The sequence below is a fragment of the Vibrio sp. ED002 genome (genome assembly GCF_023277445.1).
GTDB lineage: Bacteria > Pseudomonadota > Gammaproteobacteria > Enterobacterales > Vibrionaceae > Vibrio > Vibrio jasicida.
Genome location: NZ_CP080239.1, coordinates 1,673,011 through 1,693,809 on the forward strand (window position 1 = coordinate 1,673,011; position 20,799 = coordinate 1,693,809).

A 20,799-nucleotide genomic window follows, 5' to 3' on the forward strand; every position below is an offset into this window, starting at 1 on the left:
TGGCTATGCGAAAAAGTAGTCAAACAGCCGCAATTGCGCCCTTCTTGTATCTTCATCAGATATGCCAATGTACCTCAATGTTGTCGCAACAGATTGATGACCGATGATAGTAGCAACAAGGCCAATATCCATATCACTTGAATGATAAAGGTGACGTGCAAAGATTTTACGCAGGCTGTGACAACCAATCTTGTGTTGGCGAAGCTCATCGATACAACAAGATAAGCATGAGAATACCCGCCAGCACGCTTGTCGAGAAATGACACCTCGCAGCCTTTTTGCACGATTACTGCCCAGTGTCGCTCTTGAAAAGATGAATCCGCTGTCTCGACCTTGCCATACTCTTTGTCGCTTTTTTAATGCCGTTAATGTTCGCGGACTGAGATAAGCCACTCTTTTTTTCACTGGCGCACTTTTGGTTGCTTCTTCTAATCGTGTTTGGACGCTATCTTTCCAGCAGCGAGGAACAAGATCAGTGATGTGTCGATAGTCACATACGTAAACAGAAAGCAGTTTTGTGTGATCACGCTTGTAGTAGTTAAGTAACTCATTTTTGACACTTTTTAAGACTTTATGCCTCGCTCTGGCTTGTCGGGCTAGCGTGCCTTTACTCTCAATTACAACCACTTCTCCGGATTCGAAATTGATATTATCGTAACCCAACTTGGTGATATCGGTAATTCGTAGCCCTGTTTCAATACCTATTCTCCAAATTAGCCAATACACTTCATCATGATGACTCTTGAGGTATTTCTCTGCTTTTTTTACAAGGCGCTTGTCACTGATTGCCTGTACGGTACTCATAAACATACCTTCCATTGCGTTATAATTATTAATAATTAAAATATAGTTCAAACAACCATAAGTAATAAGGATGAGTGTTCGTCAGTTATTACCCAATGCTTATTAACCCGTGTTTGAGCGTATTTTTCTCATGCTATGGTGCAGGGCAGGCAATGATTGGTTGAGCCCAATCCCCTGCACAAAATCCTCTGGACTATATCAAGCTGAATTGGCCTTCCGACAGTGCTGATCTGTTCGGTAAATACATCTCTTAACTTGATAATTTATCTAGACTTATAACTATATTGACTTTTTACTCAGAAAGATGGCGGTTTGCTTGGTGATAAGAACGGTGCTCACCCGTTAGATAAGCCTTCGTTTTGTGATCTAGTTATCATTAGGATTTTTTTACTGAACCAAGATCACAATAAGTCTCATTAAATTTGTTACGTTTTGATGACCTTAAAGCACCGCTCATAACCGTTAATTTAAGGAATGGGAAAGGTCCCTTTCATTTTTGAATGACAAGAAAAAAGACACCTATTAATCAGGTGTCTTTTTAATCAATTAGATAATTAAAATCGTTCGATTACTGAGCTTGCTGCTTCATCGATTCAAACTTTTTAATTTGTTCTTGTTGGCGCTTTTCTAACGTCGACTTCTGCTCATCAGTCAGAACGTTGTAAATGTCGTTTTGTGCTTTTAGTTTTGCAAGCTGGACATCGATTTGTGTCTTGTTAGCTCGTTCAAGCAGCGCTTTTGCTTTTGCTTCGTCAAACGATGACGCTTTTACTAACTTCTCAAACTGCTTCGCACTTTCTTGGATATCTTGTGGCGATTGCTCCTGAGTCAGCGTACTGCTTAAGTTAAGCTGAATTTCTTCAATCTTAGCTTGCTGATCAGCAGTAATGCTTTCTAAACCAAATGGTTTTGGCGCTACAGGTTGAGTGGGTGCCGCTTCTGCAAATACATTGGCACTGCTTAGGAGTAAAATTGTCGACAATAAGTAGCGTTTCATTGGGGGAACCTTTATTTACTTCAATCAGGAGTAAGGTCAGACTCAAGCGATACCATATGGTTTCCTGCCTATTATTAATGTGCGACTTTCCTTCACAAAAACAGCATTAGAAGTGCATCGCAAGGAACCGAACAAAAAATAAGGAAATGCGTCGTCTTTTTTCGGCCTCTGTCGTCTTAGTTATTGTTTTACTGAATTTTAAGAGATTATGTTTACCTTCAAACCTGCAATCATAGAGATTGATAACCATCAAATCGCGATTTCACCAGATGATCAGAACTTGGTAGAAACAGCCCGCAAGGTCAAAGTGAATATCGCTGCGCCCTGCCTAAAGAACAAGCGTAAACACGGTTGCTGCCATGCTTGCAAAGTAGAAGTTAATGGCACGCCTCTTTACGCGTGTAAGGTAAAGCCTCAATCAGGCATGAAAGTGATTGTGCGCCGCGCAGATTTAGACGAAGAACGTAAACAAGCGATAAAAACTTACAAACAACAAATAAAGAAAGGCGAAACAAAGCCCTGCCAATGTGGCTAAATCGAGCAAGGAATTGGCAAAGCGAGATAGAAAAAGGGCGACTCACACGTCGCCCTTGTAGATGATTACGATTTTGGATTTAGAATAATCGTTGTTCGCTTAGCTTTGATGCCAAATGCCTCTTTCGCTTTGGCTTTTACTTCTTCTAACGTCACACTCTGAGCCGCTTTATCTACATCAAGCAATGTGTTTAAACCATATCCATGAACAAGATAGCGTGTGTAAGCCCAGCTACGTTGGCCCGGATTATCATCCAAATCCTTCATTGCAACCGCAAGTTGTTTAGCTGCGGTATCAACCTCTTTTTGAGTGATATTTTTAGCCAGTTCATCAAAAACCTTATCTAACTGCGCATCCATTTTGCTAACGTCTTTAGGATCGATTTGAGATTCCAAGAACCAGTCGGACACCATTTCACGATCTTGTGTGATTGGATAAATACTCGGGCTGTAATCCAAGCTTGCATCTTCACGTAATTGCTCTGTAACACGCGCAGCCGCAATACGTTGAAGCATGTCTTCCACAATCATGTCATGCCCAGTTCTTGGCGACTCGTGCTGATTGGTTAGACGTAATAAATACATCGATGACGGTTCGTTACCTTCTTCCATCACCGTTCGGCTTAATGCATTTGGGTTGAAATCAATCGAGTAATCCACCGGTTCCCCTACCTGCATATCAATAGAGGCGACGTATTTACGCAACAATGGGGTAATTTGTTCTGGTTCAACATCCGCCACAATGACCATTTTAAAACCGCGATTGTAGTTGAACAAAGCATCATGTACCGCTTGAACCTGCTCAGGTGTCACATCCTTTACACCATCACTTGGTAACAAACGATGGCGACTGTTTGGTAAGTACGAGTTTTCGTTCGCCGCTTTAATCCATTTCCCCATCGACGACTCAAAAAAGGCACGGCGCTGCTGAAAAAACTCTCGTTTCACCGCTTCTAGTTGGCGTTCATCCACTTTGATATCAGTGGCAATGTTGTACAAACCATTTAACGCACTTGCCAAATGCGCTTTCGGAGTAATGACCTCTATGCCATGGTTAGTTGGTCCTAAAATAGGGAACAACGAGATATCGTTTTTACGTAAATAACTGTCGAGTTCAGAACCAGAAAAATCACCCAAACCACTACGAGCTGCTGCCATCGTTGCCACGTCAAACGCAGGATACAGTGGCTTATCTAACGCGGCTTTACCACCTTGGCTGACGAAGTAAACATAAGCTCGATTGGCCGCTTTATCGTCCTTTTGGAACCAAACATCCACACCGTTTGACAAGGTATACACTTGGAAACCACCCGCATCTTCACGAGTACTTACAATAGTGCCTTCTTTCTTTGGCTGAACAAAACCATCGGCTTTCGCGTACATGTTCAAAGGCTTTTCCCCCGCTTGTGCGTAAGCGGCACTCAACAGGGCAAATTCTCCAGCGAACTGAGCTTTATTTTCTGTTTTACCTAAGCCGACAACAAAACTTGCTGGCTGAGAAAGAAGAGCCTCCAACGCTTCATTCGCATGGGTTAGCGTATTGCTCTTAACAAACGTCGACAAGCTCAATTCATAGCCTGCTTTGGATTGGCTCACTGAATCTTGTTCTAGTTGGAATACACGCGCTTCTGCATAGCCTGCTGGTTTGCGTTTCGACCAATCAGAATCGAGATTAGCCAGCTCCCCATACCAACCCGATATGATCCCGTCGAGTTCTTGTTGAGTAACACCATAGTCACGCAAGGACGTCAATGTGTTCATGAAGATTTGCTGGATTTTCTCTCGGCGCTCTGGTGCAAATGAAACACCAGCAGACATCATGCGGTGATAGTTTGAAGAGTATGGTTGTGCGTACGCGTATTGAAATGACTCCGCAGCATCATTCAAAACACTAAGTAGGCGTTGTTGAATAAGTTGAGCACTGATTTCATCTTGCCATGCTTTATGTTGATCTTGCATGGTTTGACGACTCACCGAATCTCGGTCGATAATCAAGTGCAAACTCGGCGACTCCATCTGACTACTTGGCAAAATACGGTCTGCATTTTTTGCTCGGATGTCACGACGTTTTTCAACAACAGCATCGGATGTACTATCCCAGTTAGAAAACTTACTCTCAATAATCTTAGTCAGTGATTCTGCATCCACATTACCCGTCACGATAAGCTCTGCGTATTGTGGTTGATACCATTTGTCATAAAACGTTTTGAGTGCAGGCGAAGTTGTGTTTTCTATAGAACTACGTGTACCAATAGGGTCGTGCTCTGCGTAAGGCGTGCCTTCAATTGAAGCTTGGTACGCGTTAAAAGATAGGGATTTATCATCGGGACGAGAACGTCGCCACTCACCTAAAATGACGCCTTTCTCTTTCTCCACTTGTGTTGGATCAAACTGAATACCATCACTGATGTCGCGCATCCAAGTTAGCGCATCATCAAGCTTTTCAGGGTTAGCCAAATCCAACTTATAGGTCGTCTGTTGATAGGTCGTTGTGGCATTGATATCTGCACCAAAACTGCCACCAGAAGCTTCAAACAACTTCACTACATCATTACCAGAAAAATGGGTACTGCCGTTGAACGCCATGTGCTCAATAAAGTGTGCATAGCCTTTTTGATTGGCTTCTTCTTGGAATGAGCCAACGTTCATCATCAAACGTACCGAAACTTCTTCATCTTGAGTTGGGTAAATGTGGTATTTCATCCCATTGGGAAGTTGGTCAACAACCCAATTAGGGTCAGTTTGAAGAGGTGTAGATTGGGGCGTCAGAGCGCACCCTGACAGCAATAATGCGGGAATTAACAACGTGCTACGCATAACTATCGTCCCTAACAATGATTAATTGAGGCAATATATCGGTCACGTCATATGCTTGATATTTAATATGAAATATACGCCCGAATAGTAAGACTTCGATCACACTTTATAAAAATAAGAATCATTTACAAAGACTTAGATAACGCTTTGCTAATTTAAAATTAGGTTTCTTCAGTATGGATGAAGCTGATCGTCATGCACCGATTAAATTCTTGCGCTAGCGCACAAATAAACCGACTCGTTTAACCCTATTCTATTTTCTCCTTCCACTACTTTTGTCTTCATTTGACCCGAAAGGGCGAAGAAACCGTACAAAAAGGCATAACAATCATCACCATCACCTGTCAGCGAAAGCAAACTCCACAGAGAGTACGGCAGACTTTTATCTAGGGAAACGGCTCAACATCACCAGTTAAAAACGTTTGAAGGGGTGCGCTTATGAACCTAATGGATCTTCCCAAAAAACGCGGAAAATGGAGTCTCGAACTGTGCAAACAGAGTGCGGCTCATTATCAGACACGAACCCAATGGTGCGAAGGGTGCAAGGCAGCCTACAGCGCCGCTTATCGTAATGGATGGCTAGATCAGTGTTGCGCGCACATGCAGCGAGTCGGCATCAAATGGACATTTGAGAAATGCAAACAAAGCGCTGCGCGATACAACACACGGTCACAATGGAACCGGGGCTGTAAAAGCGCTTATCACGCCGCCCGTAAAAACGGCTGGGTGGAGGACTGCTGTGCACATATGCTCCCTTCTCGGACTGGTAAAAAATGGACCTTCGAAACTTGTGCAGACAACGCCAAACAGTACCAAACACGCTCCGATTGGCAGCGCGGTTGCAGCGGTGCTTATAACGCGGCCAACCGAAACGGCTGGCTAGAAGACTGCTGCCAGCACATGAAACAAATAGAGTTGAAGTGGAATCGAGAGGCCTGTGTCAAGAGCGCAAGCGCCTTTCAGACCCGCACAGAGTGGATTGCCGCTTGCAAAAGCGCTTACCAAGCAGCGAGAAATCGCGGATGGTTAGACGAATGCTGTGAGCACATGGGGGCGCCAAGAACACAGAAAAAATGGACGTTCGAAACATGTAAAGCCAGTGCAGCTAATTATCGTACGCGAACTGCATGGCAAGAAGGGTGCAGTGGCGCGTATTTCGCAGCACACCGCAATGGCTGGACACAAAAGTGCTGTGAACACATGCATTCTGCTCGCTCAAAGTGGACGCTCAAAATTTGCAAAGGCAGCGCGTCCTACTTCGCAAACAAGCGAGATTGGTTACGCTGCTGTCGCGGGGCATACAACGCCGCTCATCGCAATGGATGGCTTCCAGAATGCTGCTCACACATGGAAAGACCAAGACCTCAGGCGGCATAATGATCAAGCTCTCAAGGACGTCGAAAGTCTACTTAGCAGCCGCCCCTGTGAGCTTACTCAGTACACCACTGACTTTGGTTAACACCTCGTCACACCCTTCAATCTTGTGGCGCTCTTTTAAATACATTGGGTTGTTGTAAGCGAGCCAAGTTTTGCCTTCTGCATCTTCATAAACCAACACTTTTTGCGGCAAATCTATCGCGACTTCTTGAGCGCATTGCATCAGCGGCGTGCCCACTTTGGGATTACCAAACACAATCACTTCGGTTGGAGGTAGCGCCATATCGACCTTAGCTGCATTCTCTTGGTGATTCACACGTGCAAACACGTTTAAGCCCTTACTTTGCGCGATTTCGACAAACTTATTCGCGGTATCTTGCACCGAATGTTGACTCGCGACTCGTACCACACTTTCTTCTGCCAAAGAGGAAAATGACGCCAACGCTGCGACTAATCCTACTGTTATTGCTTTTACCATCTGCTGATTCCTTATGCTTAGATCTCATTACCCAAAAACTATAGAAGCCAAGACCCAGACTCGCGACTTGTACGTGTTTGATTTTCGGCTTTCCTTATCAACAATAGACCGACCCAGAGTGAAAATTGATTCAGATTAATAAAGCGTTAATCAGTCCAACATTAAAACCGTGAAGCACATAAAATACGCGACCTATTTTACTGAGTAAGAGATAACTAGTGACACGCGATCAATTTGAGTTATTAGCCCCGGGCGGCGATCTGGATTCCATCAAAGCAGCCATTGCTGCGGGTGCCGATGCTATCTACTGCGGACTAGACCGTTTTAATGCCCGCAACCGAGCGACCAACCTCACTTTAGATAACTTGAATGGCGTGCTGACGCTAGCTCATCAGCACAACTGTAAGATCTTCCTGACTCTGAACGTATTGATACTGGAAAGCGAAATCCCAGCCATCGTGCGTTTGCTCAGCCAATTAAACACCACCGCGATTGATGGCGTGATCGTGCAAGATCTTGGTTTGGCTTACATTCTCAAGAACCATTTCCCAGATTTAGATGTACACGCTTCAACCCAGCTCAACACGCACAATGAAGGACAGATCTTGTTCCTAAATCAGTTGACGGCGAGCCGTGTGAACCTCTCTCGTGAACTGAACATCAATGAGATCAAACATCTAGCTCAGTTTGGTCGTGAGCATGATGTGATGATGGAAGTGTTTGTGCACGGCTCTTACTGCATTGGTTTCTCTGGCATTTGCTACATCAGTTCTGCGCGAAACGGTGCTTCGGGCAACCGTGGTCGCTGCAGCCAGCCTTGTCGTGAGCAATACGAAACCACCAAAACAGGCAACAGTTACCCACTCAACATGAAGGACAACTCAGCATTTGGCGATTTAGAAGCACTTGCCGATGCGGGCGTGTATTCGTTGAAAGTGGAAGGCCGCATTAAGAAATCTCACTACGTTTACACCGTAGTCGATAACTGGCGTAAACAGATTGATCGCTTGTGTGATGGCGTAGAGCTGTCGAACGACACCACAGAGTTGTACACCGTATTTAACCGCGATTTCTCTAACGCATTTTTGCAAGGCGATTTCGGTAAAGCGATGTACATCGATAACCCTCGCGATCACGCTGTAAAACACTTCTCAAAGATCTACAAATGCGAATCCGCCGATGATGTGCAAGGCGTGAAGAAGAAGCTCTACGACGACAAAACCGCAATCATTGAGAAGGTTGCAGAGAAGACTCAAGATTTTGATGTGACTTCAACGCAAGCCTCTGGCAGCCGCCTAAAAGGCGCGATTGATGTACCGACTTTACCGACGCTACCTCAACCAGAAATGCGTGAATGCGCTCCGAAGCTATCCGTCTTGATTTCATCACTAGAAGACACCGCACTATGCGAAGACAGCAATGTCGATGTGTACTTCCAACTACCAATGGGGTTGGCGGGTGAACTGAATGCGATGATTGAGTTGTTCCAAGCAAACCCAAGATTGAAACCTTGGTTCCCTGCGATTCTGATTGGTGACGATTACCAAGCCGCACGAGCATTCTTAGAAGCAGTGAAGCCAGAATTGTCGATCACCAATAACTCTGGCGTGGGCATTTTGGCTCAAGAACTGGGATTAGGTTGGGTTGCAGGCCCGCAGATGAACACGGTGAACTCCTACTCGTTCAAATGTTTGCAAGAAGAGTTCGCCGCAAGTGGTGCGTTTATCTCTAACGAGCTGAACATGAAGCAGATGCGCCACATTAAGCGCCCACACAACATGCGCAGCTACTACAGCGTTTACCACCCGAACACACTGCTCACCAGTCGCCAATGTTTGTTCCAACAAACCGAAGGTTGCCGCAAGATTAAGGTAAATAAAGGCTGTTTGAAGCGTTGTGACAAGCGCACATCGATCATCAACTTAAAAGACAACCCGTATGTGGTGCAAAAACAAAAAGGCAGTCACAACTCGATCTACAGCGAGCACAACGTATTGAACCTAAAAGTGCTGCAGGATTTACCGCAGCTTTTAACTGACGTGCTGATCGATCTGCGCGACATCCAGACAGAAACCAAAGTCACGATGACCAAACCTGAATTGATCGATGCCTTTACTGCTCTGCTGAATGAAGACAATGAGCAGCATGTTCAAGCACTTAATACTGCGATTCACCCAACGGCAAACGCTCAATACTTGAAAGGCTTGTAACGGAATCTCATTAGATTCAACTGCACAATTTATGGAAGACTTATGCACCCAATGAAGCAAGAAACACTGAGCTACTTTGATGATTTGAACTACAGTGTGATGGCACAAACGGAAGCGGTTTATGAGCTCAAACAAAACCGCACAGGTTTAACCGTTGAGCTTAACTTTTCAGCGCTTGGTAAAGGCGAATTGCCCGCAGGAAGCGAACAAAGAACCGATAAAAAGCTGTATTTCATTGATATTGAAGACATCGAACGCATTGGGTTTGAAGCACTCGAACCTTTCGTGACTGGACTTGGTGAGCATTGCTCTATGGTGGTGTTTGAAGAAGAGTTCTTTGAACAAAGCATGAAAGAGATGTGGATGTTCCTATCGAACGATCCGCGTGATCGTGACGTTTTCAACGACAGTAAGTTTTATCGCGCTTAGAGGCTGTATCATTCATGAGGGTTTAATTAGAGGCTATTCCCCCTTGTTTTGTGCTGTACAGAACAAGGGGGAATAGCCTCTACGTTATATTAACAACTCTTTAGATTAGTGTTTAATATCAAGTTGATAGAAGCTAACCTGAGTATAATCTCCTGCTTCAATCCCTTCATTTTTACAACGCACGACTCCCGTATTACATTGGTTGTAGGCGCCCGCTTTAAAGAAGAACCATTCGTTTTGATATCCAGCATCGTACTTGTTGCCGAGGTAATGCCCCTTCGCTAGGTCAATCGCAAAAGAACGAGTAATAGGCGCTTTGCTCTCTAAGTTTTTTGTGAACTCAAGATACATGACATCACCATCGACTTGGATGTCGTACGCGAACTTCTCTCCAAGTTTGATGCCATCCATAGGTTCTGGCTCACCAAATCGAATCTTCGCTTTACCAAAGACATTGTGAGAAATATCCAAACGGCGGTGATAATCATCCCCTAATGCGTTATTTTCATAGTTCCAATAAACCGAACCATATTCTTGATCTGGTAATTTTCGGTAAAAGATTTTAAGAGGTTCATTGGTTCCAGCGTGAATCTGTCCAATCACAACAGAGAAAGAGTCATTATGACGGTGGTCACCACTTTGGCTGACATGGTCGACAGCAAGTGTCGCACTCATTTTTCCACCAATTGCGCCAAACTTGTCAGCATTAGGGTGTGAAGCAAGAACAAAGTTATTCTCAGGTTCATAAGGTCCTATCGATGCCTTATCTGAAATTAAAGCATGAAGTTCTGACCGAGCATTACTCGAATTCGGTGTCGTCATCGCTTTGTTCGGAGCTGCAAACACCATAGCACCGCTCTCTTTATCAGTATAAAACCAAGGTGCATGCTGATAACCTTTATTCAACTCGGCTTTAGAGATTTCCATCACTTTACCTTTACGCTCAGGTTTTGTGTCTTCCATCGGTATCACGATTTTCCATTTGGACAAATCAAAGTTTTCGGATGGCGCTTTGCTTGGATCAAGCTGTGCCATCGCATGAGAAGATATTGCCGAAATGGTCAATGCTAGTAGGGTTTTAGAAGTAATATGCATTTTTGTTTCTCTTTATCGTTATATTAAAAGTCCGCTGCGATAAAAGTGCAGCGAACTTGAGGTATTACTGCGGCTGGAGAAGGTGCTCCTTGGTTCCAAGTCGAAGAAAAGAGTCATTCCACTGAACAATGACTCCCTCGTCATCAAGGCGACAAAACAACTTGGACTCCTTTGCACAACTCATCACAACACGGTGAGTCAAGCGAGCTGGTAACTGCCATTCCAGATGATGAATTTGCTTCTGAGCATCCGATTCCACATCACCATAAAAACCATCAGCGTCATTGATTTCAGGCACTAGCTGAGGGCTGCTCAATGCCTCTCCAGTAAGCTTAAGTTTGTATTCAATGTTCTCCTGAAAAAGGTGAATACTATCTGTACCAAACTCAACTTGGCTCGGAGTATGCAGGCGCCATTGGATCTCTTTCGCTTCAGTTAACTCAATATCATCAAAAACCACTATTCCTTTGTCTGCACATTGAACAAGCGTGCGCCAATAGTGTTTGCAGCCCGTGTAAGCCTCTGTTAGATCAAGAACAACGTAACTGAAGCCAGGGCCATTTTTCTGTTTAATCAGATGAGCAACCCCAGAAGGGCAATCCAGTTTTTGTCCGCCCCCTGCAATTAAAGGTAAGTTGTGCGCTTGAGTGGTTCGTGTCCACAAACTGTGATGTTGGCTACCAAATCGATAACCATAGCTACCACTTGGCGTTAAAATATTTTGTCCATGATCGACGAAAGCAAAGTTGCCTTGATCAGCATGACGGTGTGAGCTATTGCCAAATTGACTCGCTCGGTAATACAAAGCCATCTTGCTTTTCGACAACTTGCCAAGGCCTGCATAGGAATAGTAGATATGGTTTAAGTCACTGGAAGACTCGATGACGCAACTAGTCATCTCTCGATGCTTTAACTGAGGGATGGTCGGCACAACATCTAACAAATGCAGTTTGTAAGATTCAATGTCACTCTCTAGCACGCGGTCCAAATGACGGGCGGTCTGGTCGCCGAACCTTTGCGCATAAATACGTAATGGATTTTGAGCGAAGAATCCTGGCCACTCTTTACCCTCTCGCTGGCACCAAAAGCCGTCACCAAACGGATGAATACGTTCTTGAGTCGCCACAAAGTCCACCGCAAATTTGACGTAGTTCTTGTAGAACGGATGATTGTAGAAAGAGAATCCGCTTAAACGTTCTACCGCCAGAAAAAACGGATGGTGCCACTTGGTGTATGACGAAGAATAAAAAGGCCCTTCCACCCAACTACCGTCTGCTCCTCCATAAAATGGCAAGACCCCACGATAAATCATCAATGCATAGTTCAACCAACGTTCACATGTCGTGACATCAAACTCTTTGTGCAAAGCAAGAGCGGCAATCCCTAAGTAAGCCGGAAGCCTTGATGTATGAGAATGGCCAGGGAACTGCTTAAACTGATCTTGCTCTAGCCTTTCTTCCATCTGAAACGCTAAACGAACCAGTAACGGTCGAACAAAATCACATTCTTCAGCCGTTAATAAAGGCGACAACCAGTGGTAAGCAAGATATAAATTCCTCGCTAGAGACAGGCCAACCTCATCTCCCCAAGTGCATGGACGAAGTAAAGAGGCTGGTCCCTCTGGGCTCCATTCAGCTAAACGCAATAACAACTGACAAGCTTGGTGACCCGCAGTTTCATCTCCCCAAACTCGGTAGAGCAGAGTTAAGGCCATCAAATCACGGTCAATCCAGTTGCGCACATTCGCAATGGCAGTGCGCTTTCCTTCTTCCAAACCTCTGCGATAGTGATTTGGGTATTGAATGGCTTCAATATCAATACCTTCAACACTTGCAACAAACTTCGGGCGTAACCCTGAAGAAGCATTTTTTACCGCTGAGATATCCTCATCAAAATAGAGCAGGAACTGGTCATACCCATCACACAAAGCAAACAGTTCTTTAGCCGTAGGAGCTAAATATGCCTCTGTTTCAGCATCAATAGAAAACTCATTCCAGAGAGACAACTCGCCACTTTGTTCACATTTCACTCGCCAACGGTAGCTTCCTGATTCAAGAGAGAAATCCAACTGCATCGGTGATTGAACATGCTCCCAATGCCATGATTGCTTTCCGCCCAGAGCCTCTAATTCAATACTATATAAGGCTTCATAACGCTCATGTGGCCAGTTGAAACTTGGCGGATTCACCACGGCCGAGTGCTTTGTTGGTGAAGTAAATAACTGAAAGTCATGCTTTCTTGTTAGAGATAACATTGATTACTTACTCCTTATTAAACCAATGATATTGGCCTGACTCAGGATCAATACGACCAACCTGTTTAGCTGGTGTGCCCGCGACTATCGCATAAGCGGGAACATCTGACGTGACAACTGAATTTGCACAGACAAGCGCACACTCTCCGACTGTCGTTCCAGGAGTAATAACAACACCAGTGGTAAGCCAAACTCCTCTTTGAATAACCACTTTCCCTTCTTCCCAACAACTGCGTCCACTGAAGCAATTTGTAACGGGGTCAAAAACATGGTTGCCCGCAACGATAGAGACATGAGGGCCAATTGCGACATCTTCACCTATGGAGACGTCACCATTGATGTAGCTATACAGGCCAACATAGCTCCGTGGGCCGATCTGATTCTCGCCAATACGCACAATGGCTCCTGGCGCAATACGCACGTTTTCATTCGTGAAACCAAGAATCTGAGCGCGAGCTTCATCATCCTGTTTGTTGTTACTTTGAGTGGTATATAAGGTGAATTTGCGAAACTCTTCATCACTGAGTTCGCCGCCAAACTTTTTTTGTACTGACATAGGAGTTCCTTGGGCTGAACGAATCAGCCCATGTTGATTAAGCATTATTCATTGCGGAGACTTGAGTTACTGAGCGGTTAGCTCTTTTAGAAGCGAAGAGAAGTAGCCCCCCAATACCGCCAATGATTAGAGCAACAATCAAGAACAACATTCGTCCCCACATAGGATTTGGAATAAGGACTAATAGAGAGAGGAATACAGCAGCAATCAGAAGCATTTTTCCTAACATGTCGCGCTGTTTATTGTCCATTGCGATACTTGTTGCGCTGTCTTCAACCACCACTTCAGTATCAACATTGGTAAAGAAACGATTCACTTCCTCTTCTCGTTCTGGAGCATGTCCTTTATAGAAGAACTGAGAAAGGACAAAGAACGGTAAAGTAATCGACATATGACCAACCACCCCCAGCGTCACTGACTTCATTTCTGCAAACTCACGTGCCGACAGAGGTTGGTCAAGTCCAAGAATGCTTTGCATCATCTCTGGCGTAATAACAAACGCAATAATCGCGGAAACTACCATCCCCACTAAAATCGTTCCCCAACCGGCCCAATCAGGTGTTTTTCTGATGAAGAAACACATGATAGAGGGGATAAGAACCGGGAACCCGACCAAGGTACCAACAAGCATCATGAGATCAAAAAGGCCAAACTGCTTTAAGGAAGTAAGGAACAAAGCAGAAATAATAATGATGATTCCAAATGCGGCAGTAAGCACTCGGCTCGCATTCATCAGCTTCGCTTCTGTTGCGTCTTTACAGAAGTAAGGTTCGTACACACTTTTTAAAATGATCCCTGCGTTACGGTTTAATGCAGAATCCATCGATGACATCGTTGCGGCAAACATAGCAGCAAGCATCAACCCAACCATACCTACAGGCATCTCATTCTTAACGAACATGTAGTAAGTTGCGTCTGCGACTTTGCTGCCGAGGCCTTCAAGTCCCCAAGTGCTGGTATCAGGATAATTCCCCGCGACAAACCAAGCAGGTAGGAACCACATCAAAGGACCAATGATCATCAAACTGCAAGCTAACAACGCCGCTTTTCGCGCATTCTTAGTATCTTTAGATGCAATAAATCGATAAGAGTCCACCATATTGTTGGTGCTGAAAAACTGCTTAACAAAAATACAGATAAACCAACCAACAAATAGGTAAGAGTAGCTATATCCCTCTCCAATGAGCTGTTGTGTAGGTAAACCTACCTCAAGCAAGTTACCAACGCCGCCTGACTTCCAGATAGCAACCATTGCTGCGATAAACGTCATCACAGTAATGATGATCATCTGCATAAAGTCTGAGGCAATAACCGCCCAACTCCCACCAACTAGAGAAATAAATAGAACGACAAGCCCAGCGCCTACAATAGTCTGCTCTAAGGGCACACCTATCACCGCACTAGTGAAAACAGCTAAGCCATTTAACCAAATAGCGGCTTGAAGCACGCTAAGAGGAACGTTAGCCCATGTAAAAACTTGCTCATTGACACGGCCAAGACGCAGACGTACGCCCTGAATAGGACTGATAACGCGCATTTGTCGAGCTTTCGCCGCAAAGAATAGATAGTTGATAAAATAACCAAGGGCGTTAGCGAAAAATACGATCGCCACGGACATGCCACTTGTCAGAGCTTTGCCCATCAAGCCCGTAAATGTCATAGCGCTCAGCGCCATCATGAAGGCACTAGAGCCCACCATCCACCAAAGCATCTTACCGCCACCACGAAAGTACTCACTTGTGTTCGCTGCTGCTGAGCGAAATACCCAGCCTAATCCGATGAGGAAGGCGAAGTACCCTAAAACTATGATTACATCGATGTCCATTTTTTGTTTCCTGTTTTTGTAGGGAGGCACACACATCTCAATTACTCAACACGTTCTAATCGACATGTTTCAGATACAACTGAGACTTACACCATAAACAAAACTAAACGGACTTAAAGAAAGTTGGAAATAGTATTAACGTATAACAATAATACAAACAAAAAATAGGCACCCGATGGATCTCAAAACACTCACTACCTTTGTTACAGTTGCGCGTTTAAAGAACTTCACTGCAGCCGCGCGAGAACTTCACACGGTACAACCCACTGTATCTCGTCATATTTCTGATCTGGAAAATGAACTGCAAACAAAACTGTTTGATCGTACGACCCATCAGGTAGATCTGACGCCATCAGGAGAAAGACTGCTGCCAGAAGCCCTACACATCATCGAAAATGATCAACGAGTAAAGTCTGTAATTAAACAAGTAGATTCTGATGAACATCAGGAGATTAAGATCGGTTATCTTGCTACGGCTTGTACTTTTTTCCTTCCGGATCTGATTAACCGCTTTCGAGTGAAGCATTCGAGTGCCCAATTGCGTCTGTATGAAATGACACCCGCCGAGCAAGTTGAAGCCATGGTTGATAATAAAGTTGATATCGTTTTTAGTCGTGAGAGCCATCATCTAGACGAAAGTTATTTTTCTTCTTCTCTTGTCTACGAAGATACTTTGACAGCATTACTCCCCCGGAATCACGCTCTCGCTTCGAACGAAAGCATCGATATCGATGACCTCTACAATGAGAATCTTCATCTGTTTCATCGCAATGAGTGGCTGGGTGTCTATGAAAGGATAATTCGAGTTTGCAGAGAGAACGGTTTTGCTCCAAATGTGGTTGGAAATCCGATGAATATGCGCCATCTGGTGACAACAATCTCTTCTGGATTAGGTATTTCCATCGCTCCTCGATGCATCAAGTTTATTGCCGACGATAGTTGCGTTTGCAAACCAATTAATCAAATCGATATTCAACTTCCTTTGACTGTCTATTTCCGCAAACACAACAAAAGTCGCATCGTCGATGAGTTTGTTTCACACACCATTGCTGAAAGTACAAACATACAAGCAATGTTATAAGGTGGAATCACTCGCGTGATCGTGACGTCTTCAACGACAGTAAGTTTTATCGCGCTTAACCCTTTCAAGGCGATTTTGCTCTTGATTTTTACCTCTTGGATGGCCGCTTTGAACACCAAAATCGCCATCCAATTTATCACTTTATCCCGCTTATTCTGACTCTGTACCAGCTTATTTTTGGGCTCAAGATCCACTTTTCTGATCGTATTAGCAATTCATTTTATTCGCCCCAACAATGCTCTCCCACCCAACCAAAAGTATTAATCAAGTAAATACTCTAGCCACCAATAATTGACATCAATATTCATCCCAATCAATAAATTAACTCAATTTATAAACCTGAGTGCATATAGTGATTTTTTTCTGAATCGGCCTTCAAATTTTGAGTTGTTTCTTTTCATTTGTTACTGGATGTAAGCAAAAAATATGAGTGATTTCGGCAGTGGTTAGATCAAGGGGCTTCCCTCTCTTTGTGACGTTTGCTTAGTGTTTGAAGTCCTCGCCGGAAATCCCCCACGAATAGAAAATCAACAAGGACAGTCACTTAGCTTTTTAAAGCAAGTGATGAGGATTCAACAATGAAGAAAACAACTATCAGTTTGATGGTAACCGCGGTGCTCATGGGTTCCCCAATCATGGCCGCCTCTGCACTCGGCGCAACACAAGAAAACATCATAACGGCCGCTCAAAGCGAGTCAGTCTCTGCCACGATAACCGTGCCACAGGTTGACCAGTGGTACTCACAAGCACAGGTCGATTTGAAGAATACCTCAGGTCAGCAATTAGACTTGGCGGACGCAGAGATTTGGGTTACCTCAGACAAAGACGCGACGGTGAATAGCTCATGGGGCGCACCTTTTAATGTCAGCAGCCCTGCTCCCAATACGTTTGTCTTTACTCATGACAGCACGTCACAAATCCTAAACGATGGGCAAACGGCTCAAATCTTCTTTGGTCTCAATGCTACCAATGGTGATTACATCGATGGAAACGACGTGCATGTCGAGAAGGTGATCATCAAGAATGATCCTGCGCTTCAAGGCAAAATCACCCTACAAGCACCAAGTGCACCACACGCCAGCCTAGCCGCGGCATCGATTTTGGTCGAGGGTGAGAACTACAGTGAGACCGTGTCTGTACCGTGGGGAAGCAGCTTTGTTCTAGAGCACCTCCAAGATGGCGAATATCAAGTCACCGCGCAAGATGTAACGAGCGAAATGGGGATTGCCCACGCCTCCTCGCCAACCTCAACCGTGACTGTGGATAGCGATGCAACACAGCCTAGTGTTTCCGTGCAGTACGATGCGTTTATCTACTACGCGACCATCTCGCTCACCATGCCTGCACTGGACGGCATTACGGTAAGCCTAACCACAGATGCCATCGTGAAAGCGGCAGGCACGCAAGACGTTGAACGCAGCCTAGTGGTGCCATTTGGCGGCGAGATCGACATCAGCAAGTTGCTTGATAACCACAAATACGATCTCTCCTACTCACCTATTACGGTGAACAACGTGCTTTACCAACCGAGCGACAACCTCGATGTAATGGTCAACAAAGACACGGCAACAGAAATCAGCACTAACATCGTTGAAACGCCGATCGCGAGTGACGACTTCACTACCGTTCAAGCAAGTATTGTCGACTTACCTCAAGAAGCGATGCCAATTGTGCTCAACCTTGTCGCGAAAGATGGCTCTAGCCGCTACAGCTACGAGATGACTAGCTCGCCATTCACCTTACCTGACGACGTTAAACCGGGTGAGTACGATATCCAAATCGATTCGGTGTTTGCTGGAGATACGCGTTACGCCTATGACGGTGATGACTCTGTCTCTGTCACGCAAAGCGATGCTCCGTTGTTGCTGACGCTGCCATTCCGCGAAGCGATGAGCCTTGCAGTCAAAGGCTTCCCAGACTACGTAGCCAACGGCACAGTGACGAACGACAGCGAACAGACCACCAATGAAATCGGTGCAACCAAGGTTAATGCCATCTTCAAATACGCGGGCTTGAGCGGCTCGGGTGATCCAGGTGTTATCTTGGCGAAAGACGAGCTTCCACTGCATAGAACGTACGCGAACGCACAAAGTGCTTCAGATCTTTCAGGGCATCACGTACTGCCAGTGATGGTGGTTTACACTGCAAACGCTAGTGGTGGTGCAAGCTGGACAGACTTAGTCGATGATGAATTGCTCTACAAACATTACGCGACCTTCATTACTCAAGCTATCGCGGCGCAAGAGTACGCGGCTGGCGATGGCAGCTCGCCAATGTCGTTTGTACTTAATCCTGACTTCTTAGGTGAACTTCAGAAAAATCCAAGCCATGTGGACGATCTAAACCAAGCGGGCGCGGTCAATGTGAATGACCAACTCGCTCGTGCGTTGGATTACATGAAGACGACTTACGGTTATCAATCACCAGTGGCCGTTCCTCAATTCGAGAACACACTGAAAGGCTACATTGCGTCACTCAACTTCATCATGAATGGCTTAGCAGAAGACGTAACGTACGGCTGGCAAATCAACTTGTGGGCGGTAGGCTCTGCCAACTGGATTCACCAGACCGACGACCAATCAGCTGACAAAGGCCAAGAAGTGGCGAACTTCGTCAACTCGCTGGATGTTTACACTGGCACTTACCAACCAGATTACATTGTGTTCGACAAATATGAGCGCGACGGTTTCGGCTCAGAAGCGATAGCGAACTACGCGTACAACGCCACCAGCTGGACGCGTTACCTATCGTATGTGAAAACCATCAGTGATGACGTTGAGTCTCCCGCCATGATTTGGCAAATCCCAGGTGGGCACATGCCGACTCAAGATGAAGGCAATACACTGATCAACGTAGAGCATGAGGCGTCTGGCGGCTCTTACTTTATGGGTGATGCGCGGATCGGCACAGACATCAACAACGTACGTACTGGCCTACTCGACAAGCAGCTCAATCCAACCACTTACAACGGTGCGAGTAACGTTCGCGAATTGCTAGAAAAAGACGCGGGCTACGACTGGTCTCATGTGGCTATGCAAGATCTACCGAAGAGCAACGTGTTTGCCTTACTTTGGGGTGGTGGCTCAACTACGGCGGTCGTTACCATTGGCTCGAACGGCACGGACAACGGTTGGCTAGACAACAAAGTCGACGCTTACGCGCAAAACCCAACGTGTTTGGTTGGCAACGATTGTGACGGCTCTATTTGGGGCGGCGACAAGCCACCAGTCGACAATAATCCACCAAGCGTTTCGCTGTCTCCGAACTATCAGGTAAACAGCGGCGAAAGCGTAACCATCACCGCTAACGCTTCTGATCCGGATGGCGACGTGATTAGCTATCAATGGGAGGTTCCTTCTGACCTAACGGTTGTCGGCGACACTAATAGCGACACGTTAGTGGTAACGGCCCCGGTCACAGACCCAGACCTCACCTTCACGATTTCGTTAGAGGTTTCTGATGGCGAGCTAAATGCCTCAGACTCGACTTCATTGAAGGTCGTTGGTGATAACAGCGGTGGCGGTGATGGCATTTGTGCCGACATCCCAGAGTTCGAGCAAAGACAGTACCAACCGGGCGAACAAGTGACCTACCAAGGCAGCTTGTATGAAGCCGACCGATGGACTGACTCAACGCTGACTCCGGCTGACCCATACTCAGGCTGGACGTTGATTGATAGCTGTTCGTAACCATTCCTAAATGGTCAAAGAGATACCGCTGAAACAGGCGGTATCTTTATATCTACATCATCAGGCAAGGGAGTTACGGTCAAAGCTTAAGGTGACTTAGGTGTTATACGCTTCAAACTCACATCAACATTTCTTGAACACTCGCCTTGCACTGACTACAATGGCGCACTTTTTTTAATGACTTCAAGGTCACAAACATGACAGATACAGCTAAACCAGCTCTACCAGATCGCCTAGCGGGTAACCCACGTAGCCCATTCTTCATCAAAGAATGCTTCGAGCACCAAATCGGTATTCGCATCAACGGCCAAGAGCGTACTGACGTAGAAGAATACTGCATCAGCGAAGGTTGGGTAAAAATTGCATCTCCTAAAGCAAAAGACCGTTTCGGCAACCCAATGCTAATCAAGCTTAAAGGCGAAGTTGAAGCGTACTACGTGTAAGCTGACCACGCTGAATTTCTTTGAAAGCTCGAGTTTGACTCGGGCTTTTTTAATGCCTGTCATATCCCCCTTTCTCGATTAATCTATTCCCTCTTCTTTTCAGTACAAGTTATTAAGAAATCGATTTAAATCGCTGTTTTTATCTTATTGTTGTCTAAAGTTTCTAGAGAACTAACTGCAATAGCCATTGCCAAAAGAAACGACACCTTT

Annotated in this window: 15 protein-coding genes; 7 read left to right on the plus strand and 8 right to left on the minus strand. The window is 45.3% G+C overall.

Annotation, left to right across the window (positions count from 1 at the left end; all coding sequences use genetic code 11):
* Positions 1 to 3 precede the first annotated feature (3 nt).
* The gene (locus ITG12_RS24105) at positions 4 to 804 is read right to left on the minus strand and encodes a tyrosine-type recombinase/integrase (RefSeq protein WP_248874317.1); all 801 of its coding nucleotides are present in this window, start codon (positions 802 to 804) and stop codon (positions 4 to 6) included.
* 568 nt (positions 805 to 1,372) lie between these two features.
* Positions 1,373 to 1,801, minus strand: coding sequence for a Spy/CpxP family protein refolding chaperone (locus ITG12_RS24110; protein ID WP_038868873.1), 429 nt, complete (start codon positions 1,799 to 1,801; stop codon positions 1,373 to 1,375).
* A 208-nt stretch (positions 1,802 to 2,009) separates the two neighbouring features.
* Between ITG12_RS24110 and ITG12_RS24115 the strand changes: the two genes are divergently transcribed.
* Positions 2,010 to 2,336: a (2Fe-2S)-binding protein gene (locus ITG12_RS24115; protein ID WP_042600617.1), complete on the plus strand. Its 327-nt coding sequence runs from the start codon at positions 2,010 to 2,012 to the stop codon at positions 2,334 to 2,336.
* A 65-nt stretch (positions 2,337 to 2,401) separates the two neighbouring features.
* Here ITG12_RS24115 and ITG12_RS24120 read toward each other — a convergent pair whose 3' ends face one another.
* Positions 2,402 to 5,152, minus strand: a complete 2,751-nt coding sequence (locus tag ITG12_RS24120; RefSeq protein WP_248874319.1) for a M16 family metallopeptidase — start codon at positions 5,150 to 5,152, stop codon at positions 2,402 to 2,404.
* 438 nt (positions 5,153 to 5,590) lie between these two features.
* Between ITG12_RS24120 and ITG12_RS24125 the strand changes: the two genes are divergently transcribed.
* Positions 5,591 to 6,529, plus strand: coding sequence for a hypothetical protein (locus ITG12_RS24125; protein ID WP_349292938.1), 939 nt, complete (start codon positions 5,591 to 5,593; stop codon positions 6,527 to 6,529).
* Between the two features lie 28 nt (positions 6,530 to 6,557).
* On the opposite strand, the gene ITG12_RS24130 is transcribed toward ITG12_RS24125, so the two are convergent.
* Positions 6,558 to 7,007, minus strand: coding sequence for a DUF302 domain-containing protein (locus tag ITG12_RS24130; protein ID WP_248874323.1), 450 nt, complete (start codon positions 7,005 to 7,007; stop codon positions 6,558 to 6,560).
* 218 nt (positions 7,008 to 7,225) lie between these two features.
* Between ITG12_RS24130 and ITG12_RS24135 the strand changes: the two genes are divergently transcribed.
* Together ITG12_RS24135 and ITG12_RS24140 are read left to right on the plus strand one after the other, a co-directional pair.
* Positions 7,226 to 9,217 carry a peptidase U32 family protein gene (locus ITG12_RS24135; RefSeq protein WP_248874325.1) on the plus strand — a complete coding sequence of 664 codons (1,992 nt, stop codon included), beginning with the start codon at positions 7,226 to 7,228 and terminating at the stop codon, positions 9,215 to 9,217.
* A gap of 42 nt (positions 9,218 to 9,259) precedes the next feature.
* A complete protein-coding gene (locus ITG12_RS24140; protein ID WP_248874327.1) occupies positions 9,260 to 9,646 on the plus strand; it encodes a hypothetical protein in 387 nt (128 codons plus the stop codon).
* A 105-nt stretch (positions 9,647 to 9,751) separates the two neighbouring features.
* Here ITG12_RS24140 and ITG12_RS24145 read toward each other — a convergent pair whose 3' ends face one another.
* From ITG12_RS24145 to ITG12_RS24160, 4 genes are all read right to left on the minus strand, one after another.
* Positions 9,752 to 10,741 (minus strand): polysaccharide lyase family 7 protein, encoded by a 990-nt coding sequence (locus ITG12_RS24145; protein ID WP_248874329.1) that lies wholly within the window; start codon positions 10,739 to 10,741, stop codon positions 9,752 to 9,754.
* A 64-nt stretch (positions 10,742 to 10,805) separates the two neighbouring features.
* On the minus strand, positions 10,806 to 12,995 hold the full coding sequence (locus tag ITG12_RS24150; RefSeq protein ID WP_248874331.1) for a heparinase II/III family protein: 2,190 nt from the start codon (positions 12,993 to 12,995) through the stop codon (positions 10,806 to 10,808).
* Between the two features lie 7 nt (positions 12,996 to 13,002).
* Positions 13,003 to 13,551, minus strand: coding sequence for an acyltransferase (locus tag ITG12_RS24155; RefSeq protein ID WP_105067600.1), 549 nt, complete (start codon positions 13,549 to 13,551; stop codon positions 13,003 to 13,005).
* Between the two features lie 37 nt (positions 13,552 to 13,588).
* A complete protein-coding gene (locus ITG12_RS24160; RefSeq protein WP_039973987.1) occupies positions 13,589 to 15,376 on the minus strand; it encodes a transporter in 1,788 nt (595 codons plus the stop codon).
* A gap of 175 nt (positions 15,377 to 15,551) precedes the next feature.
* Here ITG12_RS24160 and ITG12_RS24165 point away from each other — a divergent pair, with 175 nt between their 5' ends.
* From ITG12_RS24165 to ITG12_RS24175, 3 genes are all read left to right on the plus strand, one after another.
* Entirely contained in the window at positions 15,552 to 16,457 is a 906-nt protein-coding gene (locus ITG12_RS24165; RefSeq protein ID WP_248874333.1) for a LysR substrate-binding domain-containing protein, read from the plus strand.
* A 578-nt stretch (positions 16,458 to 17,035) separates the two neighbouring features.
* The gene (locus ITG12_RS24170) at positions 17,036 to 20,146 is read left to right on the plus strand and encodes a hydrogenase expression protein (protein WP_248874335.1); all 3,111 of its coding nucleotides are present in this window, start codon (positions 17,036 to 17,038) and stop codon (positions 20,144 to 20,146) included.
* Between the two features lie 197 nt (positions 20,147 to 20,343).
* Positions 20,344 to 20,589 (plus strand): DUF3297 family protein, encoded by a 246-nt coding sequence (locus tag ITG12_RS24175; protein WP_005374689.1) that lies wholly within the window; start codon positions 20,344 to 20,346, stop codon positions 20,587 to 20,589.
* The last annotated feature ends 210 nt before the right edge of the window (positions 20,590 to 20,799 follow it).